General features: G+C 34.9%; 6 protein-coding genes and 1 pseudogene. 4 read left to right on the top strand and 3 right to left on the bottom strand.

Annotated features, from left to right (window positions below; genetic code table 11):
• Positions 1 to 148: 148 nt before the first annotated feature.
• The 4 genes and pseudogenes from map to LMD38_RS00020 all read left to right on the top strand — a co-directional run bounded on the left by map (position 149) and on the right by LMD38_RS00020 (position 14,208).
• Positions 149 to 943, top strand: coding sequence for a type I methionyl aminopeptidase (map, locus tag LMD38_RS00035; protein WP_002096176.1), 795 nt, complete (start codon positions 149 to 151; stop codon positions 941 to 943).
• Positions 944 to 1,770: 827 nt separating this feature from the next.
• Positions 1,771 to 11,798, top strand: a pseudogene (locus LMD38_RS00030) (SpaA isopeptide-forming pilin-related protein).
• A 489-nt stretch (positions 11,799 to 12,287) separates the two neighbouring features.
• Positions 12,288 to 13,688: a M28 family metallopeptidase gene (locus tag LMD38_RS00025; protein ID WP_000749143.1), complete on the top strand. Its 1,401-nt coding sequence runs from the start codon at positions 12,288 to 12,290 to the stop codon at positions 13,686 to 13,688.
• Between the two features lie 145 nt (positions 13,689 to 13,833).
• Positions 13,834 to 14,208, top strand: coding sequence for a hypothetical protein (locus LMD38_RS00020; RefSeq protein WP_044791908.1), 375 nt, complete (start codon positions 13,834 to 13,836; stop codon positions 14,206 to 14,208).
• Between the two features lie 25 nt (positions 14,209 to 14,233).
• Here the strand turns inward: LMD38_RS00020 and LMD38_RS00015 are convergent, their stop codons facing one another.
• The 3 genes from LMD38_RS00015 to LMD38_RS00005 are packed head-to-tail and all read right to left on the bottom strand — an operon-like array spanning position 14,234 to position 15,717.
• Entirely contained in the window at positions 14,234 to 14,905 is a 672-nt protein-coding gene (locus tag LMD38_RS00015; RefSeq protein ID WP_227585489.1) for an anti-sigma factor, read from the bottom strand.
• Complete coding sequence (locus tag LMD38_RS00010) at positions 14,889 to 15,203, bottom strand: hypothetical protein (protein WP_049111413.1); 315 nt, start codon at positions 15,201 to 15,203, stop codon at positions 14,889 to 14,891. The genes LMD38_RS00015 and LMD38_RS00010 overlap by 17 nt, the downstream gene beginning before the upstream one ends.
• Positions 15,190 to 15,717, bottom strand: coding sequence for an RNA polymerase sigma factor (locus LMD38_RS00005; RefSeq protein WP_016719021.1), 528 nt, complete (start codon positions 15,715 to 15,717; stop codon positions 15,190 to 15,192). Before LMD38_RS00005 ends, LMD38_RS00010 begins: the two co-directional genes overlap by 14 nt.

The following is a 15,717-nucleotide window of genomic DNA, read 5'->3' as shown; positions in this document are numbered from 1 at the left end:
CCGCTGTTTCTTATATTTACATTGTATTCCTTGGAAAACTTAGGAAACAGTATGATGCGTCATAACATCGATATGACAATTGTCATGTATTCTTTATGAGAGGAATCAATCCGCCATACTGCAAGCGAGTAGCAGGACGAAAATAAACATGATACAATCGGGTAAGATATATATTCGAGGAAGGACAGTGGTTTTCATGATTATTCGTAATGAACAAGATTTAGAAGGCTTACGAAAAATCGGCCGCATCGTTGCGCTTGCACGTGAAGAAATGAAAAAAGAAGCGAAGCCAGGCATGACAACGAAAGAGCTTGATTTGATCGGTAAAAAAGTATTAGATGAGCATGGTGCTATTTCTGCACCTGAAAAAGAATATGATTTCCCTGGCGTAACTTGCATCAGTGTAAACGAAGAAGTTGCTCACGGTATTCCAGGTGATCGTGTATTAAAAGAAGGCGACCTTGTAAATGTCGACGTATCTGCAGCACTTGATGGTTATTATGCAGATACAGGTATTTCATTTGTACTTGGAGAAGATGAAGCAAAAGAAAAGCTTTGCCAAGCAGCTGTTGATGCCTTTTGGGCAGCAATGAAAAAGGTGAAAGCTGGTTCAAAACAAAACCAAATTGGTCGTGCCGTTTCAAACTTTGCACATAAAAATGGATACAATGTTATTCAAAACTTAACTGGTCACGGTATTGGTCTTAGCTTACATGAAGCACCAAACCACATTTTAAGCTATTTTGATCCAATGGATAATGCGCTTCTAAAAGACGGTCTTGTTATCGCTGTAGAGCCATTCATTTCTATGAAAGCTGATCATATTATCGAACGTGGCGATGATGGTTGGACATTCGTTACACCTGATAAAAGCCTTGTTGCACAATGTGAACATACAGTTGTCGTAACACGCGGCGAACCGATAATTTTAACAGAAATATAAAATTAAAAATGACCGTTTTTTAGAATTTTTCTACTAAAACGGTCATTTTTAATTTTTGGAAAATATTTGTTAAACCGCTGTTGAACTCTTTATCATTTAAGTATATAATCTTTAGCGAAGGTTATTCATAATCATCTTTCAGAGAAGATAACACTATTATCAAAAGGGATACCTTCTTTTTTCTTATGTAAAACAGCTTCAAAAATGACCGCAGTAATGATTTAGCCGAATATTATAAATAACTTATATTCCACTAAATCCGAAAAGGAACTGTACCATCTTAACTTCGGTCCACAAATTGTACAACTCTCTCTAGGCAGAAAGTTAATTTTCATAAATGTAATAAGTGACATTCTTAAGATACAATTATCTCAATTTCAGATTACATAAATGAATATTTTCAAAGTGCATATTGTCTTCACCCTAACCAAAATCAACCCTATTCAGATTTTTTCCACATAATTTTAAAGCAAAAAACAAACTTTTAACTTGGGATACATTACTTTGGTTAGCATGTATCGTAAAACCTACCTTTATGACTATCCAGTTCATAACACATTCACAAGAAAATGCTCTTGTATATAAAGGTCTGATATCGTTCCTTTTATCAGCATAATTTCGACATTTTTTGTCGAATTATGTATATTCCAGATTTTTACGTTACTTTATATATGCCTTTAGTTAAACATCTATTCTGTCAGAGAACGTACATAGAAACGGAGGGATAGTAGCAACAAAGACTTTATAACAATTAACTTTTTTTATATTCCATTTGTTCATGTGGAATATATTCCTCAGTGAACAAATGAATGTTCAAAGGAGGCAAAATGAAAAAACTTTTCAATATATGTTTAATTGTATTTGTACTATTTTCACAGTTTATTAGTTTCCCGTACAATCAGGCAAAAGCTGAGACTTTAAAGGAAACTTCATTATTTGACACTGTTGAGATGAAAGATGCAACGGATCATATTATTGACGAAGCAAAAAATCCTAACAACTTAATAAAGATAGGATCAACCATTCAAGTAGAATATGCTTGGTCAATAAAAGATCAACAAGTTGTACATGCAAACGATACAGCAGTAATTCAAATACCACTTGCATTAAAAGTATCTAAAGATTTACAAGGAGATTTAGTAACAGATCAAAAAAATATTGGTCAATATTTTATAACAGCTAAAAATAATAAATTAAAACTAATATTTAATGATCAAGTAGAAAATTCGAAAGATGCTAAAGGAAAAATTAAAATTGATACTGTGTTTAACCCAACTTTAAAAGCTGAAGAGAAATCAGTTCAAATCGATTTTCCTTTAGGAACACTGGTTCAGCCTATAACAGTTCCTATTCAAGTAGAAGATTCTAAAGAAGATGGCACCAAACAGGATACTAATAAACAAGTGCCAGATCAAGTAGCTAAACCTGCTACTGACAATCCGGAACAAAATCCAGCAACTAAACCTGCTGCTGACAATCCGGAACAAAACCCAGCAGCTAAACCTGCTACTGACAATCCGGAACAAAACCCAGCAGCTAAACCTGCTACTGACAATCCGGAACAAAACCCAGCAGCTAAACCTGCTACTGACAATCCGGAACAAAACCCAGCAACTAAACCTGCTACTGACAATCCGGAACAAAATCCAGCAACTAAACCTGCTGCTGATAACCAAGAACAAAATCTAGCAAGCGATCCTGCTGAGAGTACAAATTCAGGTCCAAAGCAAATAACAACAAACATTTTAACGGGTGTAAAGTTGACGGATAAAGACGGAAAACCATTTACAGAGGATAACCGTCCAAGTACAGATTCCCCTGCCAATATTGAGTTTACATGGGAACTTTTAAAATCGATGAATGTTAAAAATGGAGATTACTATATTTTTGATCTTCCTAAACACTTTAAGATTTATAATACAATTAACAGTCCTTTATACGATAGTGAAAACAATCCAATTGGTAACTTTACTGTTACAAAAGATGGAAAAGTCACGATGACATTTAACGATTATGTTGAAGAACATCCAGATGTTGTTGGTAACCTACAATTAAAAACAGAATTTAATAAAGCTGAAATTAAAGGTACAACAACACAAGAAATTCCTTTCCCAATTAAAGATAACGATGTTTCTATTACAGTTGACTTTAAGCCTAATGTAAAAACAGCCACGAATAAAAAGGGGTTACCTGATAGACCAATTAATACAAATGAGATTAATTGGACAGTAGAGATGAATAAAACGAAAGACACCCTTAAAAACGCCGTTTTTAAAGATAACATCCCACAAGGTACAAGCTTAAATAAAGATTCTATTAAAGTTTATTATTTAGAAGTTGATGTTAACGGGAACGCAACACGTGGTAAAGAAGCCGATCCAGAAGATTACAAAATTATTTCATCAGATGGTTCAAAATTGGAGATTGCTTTTAAGGAGAATATCAGTAAAGCATACCAAATCGAATATGCCACAAAAATTACTGATGAAAATGTAAAAGACTTCCGAAATAACGTTACGATAACGAGTGATAATCAAAAACAACAAAACGCAAGCTCTACTGTAACGGTTTCTCGTGGTACACATTTAAACAAAACAAGTAAATATGATCCAAAGACGCAAACGATTGAATGGACAATTACTTACAACGGTGATCAAAAAAATATCAAAAAAACTGATGCACTTTTAAAAGATATTTTTGACGATACACATGAACTAGATGCAAATTCTATCGTTGTGAAAAACGCTTCCTACGATGATAATGGAAGGCTTGTAACAGGAGATACTGTTAATAATTACACTGTAAGTAACAAGAAGAATGGATTCGACTTACAGTTTAATGAGGATATTAATAGTGCTTATGTAATTTCCTATAAAACAAAGCCAACTGGTAATGTCATAAAAGATGGAAAAATAAAAAATACAGTTACAGCTGATAATGGTTCAAGTAAAGAAAATGAAGTTGGCTTCAAGCAGCAAAATATTATTAAATCTAATAATAAAGCTGAAACAAACTATAAAGACAAAACAACAACCTGGACAATTACGGTAAATAATAACAACTATCCATTAAACAACGCGATCATTACGGATACCTTTGACCATGGTGGATTACAATTAAAAGATAAAAAACTAGAAATTAAAGACGGAGATTATACCCTTCAAGCTGGGACTGATTATGTTTTAGATGTAACAGATAAAGGTTTCAAAATTACCCTTATAGGTACATATCAGTCTAATATGACAAAGACATTAGTCGTAAAATATACGACAGACTTTGACTATACAAAATTAGAAAGTGGTAAAACTTCGTTTAAAAATACAGGTAACCTATCTTGGATAGATGCAGGGTCCAATCCACAATCAAATAAAGTTGAAGCGGACTTTGATCCTGATACTTTCACAAAGGCGAATGGATATAAATACGGTTCTTATAACGCCCAAACGAAAGAAATCACTTGGATAATAGGTTTTAATTATAATAATGTTGAGATTAAAGATCCATATGTGATAGACGTAATACAAAATAAACAAAAGTTAGTACCAGGATCCATTGAAGTGCGCGATATGATTTTAAATGGAAGTCCTGACAATGCACAACCTGGTAATGCTGTACCAACTGAGAAATATGAACTTGAAGAACCTACAGAGAAAAATAAAAACACCCTAAAGGTTCATTTCAAACAATCAATTAATTCACCTTACTATATTATCTTTAAAACAAGCCTCGATGGTGAACTTATCCAAGGCATCTACAAAAACGAGGCAGAGTTAAAAGATGGCTCTAAAATTGTAAACACGCTTAAAGGTGATGCTCAAGTAAATAAAGGTGGCAGCTTCGTTACTAAAAAAGCTGTGCAAGATGACAACTATATTAATTGGAGTATTGCAATTAATGAAAGCCAATCGACCATTGCAGACGCAGTTGTAACAGACGATCCAACAGACAATCAAGTACTTGTGGAAGATTCATTCCACTTATATCCTACAACTGTCGATTACTATGGAAATGTAACAAAAGATACAGCAAATGAATTAAAACAAGGAACAGACTATAAACTCAAAATAACAACAGACAATAATACCGGAAAGCAACATTTTGAAATTGCTTTCTTGAAGAAAATTGATCGAGCTTATATTTTAGAATATCGTTCATTTATTAATGCAGACGATAAAGAAAAAGTAAGTAATAAAGCAAAAATCACAGGCAATAAGTTAACAGTAACAAATACAGAAACTACCGAAACGATTGAAGTACGAATGTCTTCCGGTTCCGGCGGAGGATCTGCTACTACAGGTCGTGGAAACCTTGAAATTATAAAGGTAGATAACGACAATAAGAACACTCCATTAGCTGGAGCAGAATTCACTTTATACGATCGTACAGGTAAAACTGTTATCCGTAAAATTACAACAGACAAAGATGGTATCGCTAAATTTAATAACTTAAAACGCGATAAATATTTATTAAAAGAAACAAAGGCTCCTGAAGGCTATGTAATTAGCTGGGAGTTAAAACAAGGGAAAATTGTTGAACTTGGTACACAAGAGACTACAACATATAAACTTGTAAATAAGAAGTTTGTCGGGAAAGTAGTTTTAACAAAGTCTGATGACCTGAACAAAAACGTAACACTACAAGGTGCCGTTTTCACACTACTTGATAAAGACAAAAAAATAATTTCAGAACATGAAAAATTAACAACAAATGATAAAGGACAAATTACTGTAGATAATTTAAAACCAGGAACTTACTACTTACAAGAAACAAAGGCTCCTGAGCATTATAAATTAGATGATCGACTGATTGGGGTTAAAATCGCGGAAGATCAAACAACAGTAATAAACCGCACTGCAACAAACAGCTTGATTCCGGGTTCGGCCATTTTAACAAAAGTCGATAAAGATGGAAAAACTTTAGCCGGTGCGGAGTTCAGTGTACGAGATCGACATAACAATGTAATTCGTGGATATGAAAAATTAACGACAAATGATCAAGGACAAATTGAAGCAAAAGATTTACGCCCTGGAGACTATCAATTTGTCGAAGAAAAAGCACCGAAAGATTACGACATAGATAAAAAACCAATTGAGTTTACAATTGTAAAAAGTCAAAAGAAAGCAGTTACTGTTACTGCGACGAATCACCTCATTAAAGGTGGCGTCACTTTAACAAAAACTGATGATATCGATGGTACAGCTCTTGCAGGTGCTGTATTTAAAATTGTCGATGCTCATGATGAAAAGAAAGTCATTCGCGAAAATGTAAAAACTGGTGCTGACGGTAAAGTAACTGTTAAAGACTTAGAGCCTGGTACGTATAAATTTATTGAAACAGAAGCTCCTAAGGATTATGTGTTAAATACAAACCCTATCGAGTTTACAATCGATAAAAGCCAACAGTCTTTAGCTACCGTTACGGCAACAAACAGTTTAAAAACAGGCGAAGTTGAATTATTAAAAGTTGATGAATTTGGTGATAAAAAACCTCTACAAGGTGCCGTATTTAAAATTGTTGATGTAAATAATAATGATGTTCGTACTGACCTAACTACAGATGCTGATGGAAAAACAAAAGCTGATAAGTTACGTCCTGGTACGTATAAATTTATTGAAACAGCTGCTCCTGAACATTACGTTTTACGAGCAGAACCTATTGAATTTACAATCGATAGAAGTCAAAAAGAAACGCTACTTGTGAAAGCTGAAAATGCTTTAAAACCAGGAGATGTTGAATTAACGAAAGTTGATGATATCGATGGTACAGCTCTTGAAGGTGCTGTATTTAAAATTGTTGATGCTAATGATGAAAAGAAAGTCATTCGCGAAAATATAAAAACTGGTGCAGATGGTAAAGCTATCGCTACCGACTTACGCCCTGGCGATTATAAATTTATCGAAGTGACAGCACCGAAGTATTACGATAAAAATACAAATCCGATTAAATTTACGATCACAGAAAGTCAAACGACGTCTGCTACTGTTACCGCTAAAAACAGCTTAACAAAAGGCGGTATTGAATTAACAAAAGTGAATGCTGCAGATGAAAAGGAAACACTTGAAGGTGCGGTATTTAAAATTGTTAATAGAGATACGAATGAAGATGTTCGTACGGAACTTGTTACGAATAGTGAAGGAAAGTTAGTTGTAGACGACTTACGTCCTGGTAACTATAAACTTATCGAAACAAAGGCCCCAACTTATTACGATGTAAATGTAGAACCAATTGAATTTACAATCGAAAAAGGACAACAAAAACTTCTTCCACTTACATTTAAAAATAGTTTAACGAAAGGAAAAGTTAAACTTATTAAAGAAGATGATGTGGAAAGTAGTATCGCTCTTGCCGGCGCAGTCTTCACATTACAAGACGCAACTGGCAAAGAAATTGCGAAAGATTTAAAAACAAATGATTACGGAGTACTAGTTATTCCTGATTTAGCACCAGGAGATTATCAATTTATTGAAACATCAGCTCCTGAACATTATAAATTAGATCCAACACCTATTAAGTTCACAATTAAAAAAGGTAGCAAGGATGATCTTCCAGTCCCTGTCACTGTAACAAATAGTTTACTTACAGGTGGCGTTACTTTAACAAAGGTTGATGACGTTGATGGGGCTACTCTTGAAGGTGCAGAATTTATCATTGTCGATGCTCATGATACGAAAAAGGTAGTTCGTAAAGGATTAACTACCGATGAACATGGTAAAGTTTCTGCTTCTGATTTACGTCCAGGTGACTATCAATTTATTGAAGTAAAAGCTCCAAAAGACTATGACTTAAGAAAAGATCCTATTCCGTTCACTATCGGAAAAAGTCAAAAAGAAAATATTAGCGTTACCGCTACTAACAGCTTAACGAAGGGTGGCGTCATTTTAACCAAAATCGATGACATCGATCGTACAATGCTGAAAGGTGCAATCTTTAAAGTTGTTGATATGAATGGTAACGAAGTTCGCACAAACCTTGTTACAGATGACAATGGTGAAATTTCTGTTTCTAATTTACGTCCAGGTGACTATCAGTTTATTGAAACAGCTGCTCCTGAACATTATGTGTTAGATGAGAAACCGATTCCATTTACAATTGAAAGAAGTCAAACAGAGAAAATTACTGTTACAGGTAAAAATACGTTAAAAAAAGGTAGCGTTGAATTAACAAAAATTGACGATATTGATACTGATACGAAGCTCGCTAATGCTGTATTTAATTTATTAGATGCAGACGGAGAGATAGTTGAAGAAGGCTTAAAAACAAATGATGAGGGAAAAATTGTTGTTGAAAACCTACGTCCTGGCACGTATCAATTCGTTGAGACAATAGCTCCTGAACATTACGATTTAAATAAAAAACCGATTGAATTTACAATTAAGAAAAGCCAAACTGAAACTCTTCATATTACGGCTAAAAACGCTCTAACAAAAGGTGGCGTTGAACTTTCTAAAGTAGATGACATCGATGGCACTAAACTTGAAGGTGCAGTATTTAACATTGTTGATATGAAGGGTACTGTCATTCATAAAGATCTTGTTACAAATAGTAAAGGGAAAATCGAAATCGATGACCTACGTCCAGGTAATTATCAATTCATCGAAACGAAAGCTCCTAAGCATTACGTTTTAGAGGAAACACCGATCCCTTTCACTATTGAAAAAGGACAAAAGAAAGCTATTTCTTTAACTGCTAAAAATAGCTTACAACAAGGTAGTATTGAACTACTTAAAGTAGATGATCTAAACGATCAAATGAAACTTTCTGATGCGGTATTTAATTTACTAGACCAAAACGGGAAAGTGCTTAAAACAGATTTAAAAACAAATAATGAAGGAAAAATCGTTGTTGAAAATTTACGTCCTGGTACGTATAAATTTGTCGAAACAACAGCTCCGAAACATTATGATTTAGACAAAAAACCAATTGTAGTTACAGTTGAAAAAAGCCAAAAAGGTATTGCTACTGTTACTATGAAAAATAGTTTAACAAAAGGCGGCGTTGAACTTTCTAAAGTGGATGACGTCGACGGGGCTACTCTTGAAGGCGCAGTATTTAACATTGTTGATATGAAGGGTACTGTAATTCGCGAGAATCTTACTACAAATTCACAAGGTAAAATTAGCGTTCCTGACCTACGTCCAGGTGATTATCAATTCATCGAGACAAAGGCTCCGAAACATTACGATTTAAATAAAGAACCGATTCCTTTCACTATTGAAAAAGGACAAACCGAACCGATTTTTGTTACTGCTAAAAATAGTTTAACTAAAGGTGCGGTAGAACTTTCTAAAATGGATGATATCGACGGTACAGCTCTTGAAGGTGCGGTATTAAAATTGTTGATATGAACGGCAATGACGTTCGCACTGGCATTACGACAGATGCAAAAGGGAAAGTTTCTATTCCTGATTTACATCCTGGAGACTATCAATTTATTGAAACAACAGCTCCTAAGCACTATAAACTAGATGCTACACCAATTAAATTTACAATTGAGAAAAGCCAAGCAGAGAAGTTACAAGTCACTGCTAAGAACAGCTTAATTGAAGGTGCGGTAGAGTTAATTAAAGTGGATGATATAAATCAAGATACAAAACTTTCTGATGCAGTATTTAACATTATTGATGCGAAAGGTAAAATTGTTCGCACAAATTTAACTACTGATAAAGACGGGAAAGTTTCTGCTTCTAATTTAAGACCAGGAGATTATCAATTCGTAGAAACGAAAGCTCCGAAAGATTATGATTTAAATAATACACCGATTCCTTTCACTATCGAAAAAAGCCAAACAATTCACGTTTCTGTTACTGCTAAAAACGGCTTGACTAAGGGTGGCGTTGAATTAACGAAAGTTGACTCTTTAGATGCGAAAGAAACGCTAGAAGGTGCGGTATTTAAAATTACTGATATGAACGGTAATGATATTCGTACGAATTTAGTTACCAATAAAGACGGAAAAATCATCGCTAAAGACTTACAACCTGGAGACTATCAATTTATTGAAACGAAAGCTCCAAAACATTATGACTTAAATGAAGATCCTATTAAGTTCACAATTGAAAGAAGTCAAACAAAGCATGTCTTCGTTACAGCTACTAACAGCTTAACGAAAGGTAGTGTGGAGTTAATTAAAGTCGATGATGTTGAAAAAAACACAACACTCGAGGGTGCGGTATTTAAAATTGTTAATAAGGATGGACACGACGTCCGTACTGATTTAACTACTGATAAAAACGGCCGTTTAGTTGTGGATGAATTACCGCCAGGAGACTATGAGTTTATCGAAACAAAAGCTCCTAACCATTATGACTTAAACGAAACACCTATTAAGTTCACAGTTAAAAAAGGGCAAGAAAAAATTGCTTCCGTTACAGCTACTAATAGCTTAACGAAGGGCGCTGTGGAATTAACAAAAGTTGATGACATCGACGGTGTTACTCTTGAAGGCGCAGTATTTAAAATCGTTGATATGAACGGCAATGACGTTCGCACTGATTTAACTACTGATAAAGATGGCAAGATTTCTGTTTCTGATTTACGTCCGGGAGACTATCAATTCGTTGAAACGAAGGCTCCTACTCATTACGACTTAAATCAAACTCCTATCAACTTTACTGTTGAAAAGAGTCAAACCACTACCGCTTCTGTTATCGCTAAAAATAGCTTAACGAAGGGCGCTGTGGAATTAACAAAAGTTGATGACATCGACGGTGTTACTCTTGAAGGCGCAGTATTTAAAATCGTTGATATGAACGGCAATGACGTTCGTTCTGATTTAACTACTGATAAAGATGGCAAGATTTCTGTTTCTGATTTACGTCCGGGAGACTATCAATTCATTGAAACAAAGGCTCCTACTCATTACGACTTAAATCAAACTCCTATCAACTTTACTGTTGAAAAGAGTCAAACTGCTACAGCTTCTGTTACCGCTAAGAATAGCTTAACGAAAGGCGCTGTGGAATTAACGAAAGTTGATGACATCGACGGGGCTACTCTTGAAGGCGCAGTATTTAAAATCGTTGATATGAATGGCAATGACGTTCGTTCTGATTTAAATACTAATAAAGATGGAAAAATTTCTGTTTCTGATTTACGTCCGGGCGACTATCAGTTTATTGAAACGAAAGCTCCTACTGGATACGATTTAAACGCTAAGCCAATTCCTTTCACTATTACGAAAGGACAAGCTCAAGTTACTTCTGTGACTGCTTTAAATAGTTTAACAACAGGTTCAATGGAGTTAACGAAAGTTGATATGGATCACAATGGAACACTTGAGGGTGCCATTTTCAATATTTTAAATCAAGATGGAAAAGTAGTACGAGAAGGTTTAAAAACAGATGAGCATGGTAAATTAATCGTAAATGATTTGAAACCTGGTAATTATCAATTAGTGGAAACAAAGGCTCCTGAGGGCTATCAATTAGATGTATCACCAATAGACTTTACAATTGAAAAAGCGCAAGCTACACCACTACAAATTACAGTTTCAAATAAAAAAATCGATTCTTCATCAGGTGGAGAGGATAAACCAGTTGCTCCTCCTAATAAAGAAGAGGAAACAGGAAAAGAAACTTCTGAAGAACTAGAAAAAGGAAATCCTGAAACACACGGTAAAGGTACTTCCGAAGAACTAGAAAAAGGAAATCCTGAAACACATGGTAAAGGTACTTCCGAGGAACTAGAAAAAGGAAATCCTGAAACACATAAAAACAAACAGCAAGATGACCAAAATAAGGGGAAAGAACTTCCAAATACAGGTCACAAAAAAGATTCTACTCAAACAGTAGGTATCGTACTTCTACTAGCTGGATTGTTAAGTATTTTAGCTACAAAACGAAAAAAATATTATTAATAGTTTTTCACACCCCATCAAGTGAATATTTGATGGGGTGTTTTTTTATACAAAAAAGGACGATACATAGAGTATCGTCCTTTTAACGGGGTGAGGCTGTCCAAAAGTACGGAAAACCTTTGAACAGCCTCGTATTTTCATATGGATGCCTTACATATATCACTGATGATAATTATGAAATGCGGAAACATACTTATCATCACATGATTCAAACACGAGAAAAGAAACCCTACAGTGAATTCTTTTCTCTACATAATCTAAAGTTTGGGTACACTAGATTCATGCAATGTAGGAGCTTTCCAAGCAGAAAGCGAACCTTCATTTAAAATGATAGCATACATATCTCCGTCAAAAATATGTAAATATGCATATAACTTTTTTATTTCTCAATGTCAGAATATTGAAAAACTATAAAGGTAAAGGTAAAATGAAGTCGTTATCCGTCTTCTTTTGTCAGTCAGAGAGAATAGAAGAATAGGAGAGGAAGAAATGAAAAAATCTTTGAAACAAAAAATAGTAAGCTCTTTGCTTGCTGTATCACTCGCTGTTAGCTTAGCCCCGATTGGACAAGCCAAAGCTGATTCCACGTCAGAAATCACACAGACTTCATCTATTACAAAACAAGTTGATGCAAGCCGTGCTATCGAACACATCCGTTTCTTATCCGAAACAATTGGTCCTCGCCCCGGTGGAACAAAATCAGAGGAATGGGCTTCCCGCTACGTTGGTATGCAGCTTAAATCAATGGGCTATGAAGTAGAATATCAACCATTCCAAGTGCCGGATCAATACGTTGGATTTATTGAATCACCATTATCCACAAAACGTAATTGGCAAGCTGGTGCTGCCCCTAACGCACTAATTTCTACAGAGGCTGTTACAGCCCCTCTTATCTTTGTTCAAGGTGGGACAAAATTAGAGGATATCCCAAATGAAGTAAACGGAAAAATCGTTCTATTCGAAAGAGGAACAACAGTTGCAGACTATAATAAACAAGTTGAAAATGCTGTTAGCAAAGGAGCAAAAGGTGTTCTTTTATACAGCTTAATTGGTGGACGTGGAAATTACGGACAAACTTTCAATCCCCGCCTAACGAAAAAACAGTCTATCCCTGTCTTTGGTCTTGCTTATGCACAAGGAAATGCATTTAAAGAAGAAATCGCTAAAAAAGGGACAACAATTCTTTCCCTAAAAGCAAGACATGAATCTAATTTAACGTCATTAAACGTCATTGCTAAAAAGAAACCAAAAAATAGTACAGGTAATGAAAAAGCTGTCGTTGTAAGTTCACACTATGATAGTGTCGTTGGAGCACCTGGAGCAAATGACAATGCTTCTGGTACAGGGTTAGTATTAGAGTTAGCACGCGCTTTTCAAAATGTAGAAACTGATAAAGAAATTCGTTTTATTGCTTTCGGTTCTGAAGAGACTGGCTTACTTGGCTCTGATCATTACGTTAATAGTCTATCCCAAAAAGAACGTGACCGGATTTTAGGTGTCTTTAACGCAGACATGGTTGCAACAAATTACGATAAGGCGAAGAATTTATATGCTATGACGCCTAACGGTTCTCCAAACCTTGTAACAGACGCGGCCTTACAAGCAGGTAAACAATTAAATAATGACCTCGTTCTTCAAGGGAAATTTGGCTCTAGTGATCACGTGCCATTTGCTGAAGTTGGGATTCCGGCCGCCCTATTCATCTGGATGGGTGTCGATAGTTGGAATCCATTAATCTATCATATTGAGAAGGTATACCATACACCTCAAGATAACGTATTGGAGAATATTTCACCTGAACGTATGAAAATGGCATTAGAAGTTATCGGAACTGGTGTTTATAACACTCTTCAAAAACCTGTTGCTCAAACCGAACAGAAAGCTGCTTAATCATTTAAAAGACCACTGATTTTTATCAGTGGTCTTTATTGAGAAAAAATACATATGCATAAAAGCATATTTTTTCCTACTCATTATCGTATACAATATTAACTGTAACAAAAATGATTACAACTAATAAGGAGGTTTTTCTACTATGAAAAAAATGATTTTAGCCGGTGCGTTAACTTTAGCAGGAATTACTGGTGCTACCGCTTTTATTGCTGAAACGAAGGTTGCTGCCGCGACTCAAGAACAGAGCTTTACGAAATTTTATTCTTTGCAAACTGGAGGTAGTTCTGAGCAAGAACCTATTTTCCTTCAAAAGGGACAAGAGCTAACAATTCAACCTAACAGCAAAACTCCTAGTTACAGTGTTTATGACTCAAATCATAATCTTATTGGACGTTATTCTGATGGATACGGACGAATTTTCACTGCAAAAACAGATGGGAATATGTACGTTCAATTTCATGCACCTTACGTTTACTATAGTCCTGTTAGCTTTTCGGTTACGTATACAATCCGATAAAATAAAGGGCCTTTCTCATGGTCCTTTATTTTGTTTCCCAATTCACTTTTACAAAACCATCTTTTACTTTTAATCCACTTATATTCAATACATATTTTTCATTTGCTTTCAACGTAACTGTAAAAGTACCTTTTTTCGATTCACAGATCTCTTTTAACTCTCTTATACCTTCTCCTTGCCTTTCATACAAGCTAAAGCATAAATTCCCACGTTTTGCATCCGTCTCATAAGAAAATGTCACTTCTGTATCCTTTTCATACTCAAGTTCAATATCTTTCCCAGCAATATCCCATGATGAGAATTTTGCCTCGTAACTTGTCTCTCCTTGCTTCTCATTTTCTAAATATATATCTCCTGCTCTCCACGCATCATCTAACGTCTGTGCAAAAGTAAAGCCACTAAGTAATACAAACATTGTACTTGCCAATATCGCAACTAATGTTACCTTCTGCTTTTTAACAAAATTCACCCTATATTCTCCTTCAACTTTCTTTTTACTTCTTCTTACCATATATAATAAAAACCCGATAAAGAATGGCAATATAACCGCTAAAACACTCCATCCTTTACTCATTTGATGTGCTTTAGCATCTGTATATACCCATGATGCAACACATATTAAAAGTGCTATAAAAGCTAAAAACATTGTCACTCCAGCTACTTCAAATATTACAAACGGATTAGCGAACTCTATCATGTAATTTATACTCCTTCTTTAAAAATGACTGTATGACAACATATATTGGAATGTATACGTGCATCATAATCACAATTGCTATCAACATAGGAATTTTATGATCCAAATGAATGACAAATTGTTCTATAACAACTGTTAATAAAACAATCCAAATGGCGTGAATATAAATCACCCATCTCTTCTCTAACTTCTGAGCCTTTCGCACGCCCTGCTTCGTGTTATCTATCAGCTCTTCGCTTGGAGTTATCTCTTCTGCTAAGCTACTCTTTATCTTCTGTTCAAATTTATCTTCCTTCATAAACGAACCCCTCCAAATGTTCTCGCATTTGCTTTTTCGCATAATTAAGGCGGTATTTCACTGTACCAATCGGTATATTTAATATTTCACTCATTTCCTTATAAGAATATTGTTCATAATAGTAGAGTACGAGCACAGTTTTATACTTTTCATTCAATAACTGTATAACTTCCCGTATCATTTCTGCTTCCACTTTTTGAATAAATTCTTCTGATATATTCACTTCATCCGAGAAGTCTATTTCTCCACCATCTTCTTTATGAAACAAATCCAACATTCGATCTTTCCATCTTTTTTTCTTACGATAAAAATCATAAAACGTACGAACACAAATTGTAGTAATCCACTTTTTATGATTCTCCACGTAAGAAAGTTGGTGCCGCGATGAAAAAACTTTTATCCACGTCTCTTGAAAAATATCTTCCGCGTCTTCTTTCGTCTTCGCTAACTTATAGCATAAGGAATATATTTGCTGCTTATATATATCAATCAATTCTTCTACCTTTTCTTCCAT

This window comes from Bacillus pacificus, from assembly GCF_020861345.1.
Classification (GTDB): Bacteria; Bacillota; Bacilli; order Bacillales; family Bacillaceae_G; genus Bacillus_A; species Bacillus_A pacificus.
The sequence above is the reverse complement of the archived record's forward strand: the minus strand, read 5'-3'. Positions and strand labels throughout refer to the sequence as shown.

What these genes read in the sequence shown, in the direction of transcription:
- map (WP_002096176.1), top strand. Translation starts at nt 149, where the DNA reads ATGATACAATCGGGTAAGATATATATTCGAGGAAGGACAGTGGTTTTC.
- LMD38_RS00025 (WP_000749143.1), top strand. Translation starts at nt 12,288, where the DNA reads ATGAAAAAATCTTTGAAACAAAAAATAGTAAGCTCTTTGCTTGCTGTA.
- LMD38_RS00020 (WP_044791908.1), top strand. Translation starts at nt 13,834, where the DNA reads ATGAAAAAAATGATTTTAGCCGGTGCGTTAACTTTAGCAGGAATTACT.
- LMD38_RS00015 (WP_227585489.1), bottom strand. Translation starts at nt 14,905, where the DNA reads ATGATAGAGTTCGCTAATCCGTTTGTAATATTTGAAGTAGCTGGAGTG.
- LMD38_RS00010 (WP_049111413.1), bottom strand. Translation starts at nt 15,203, where the DNA reads ATGAAGGAAGATAAATTTGAACAGAAGATAAAGAGTAGCTTAGCAGAA.
- LMD38_RS00005 (WP_016719021.1), bottom strand. Translation starts at nt 15,717, where the DNA reads ATGGAAGAAAAGGTAGAAGAATTGATTGATATATATAAGCAGCAAATA.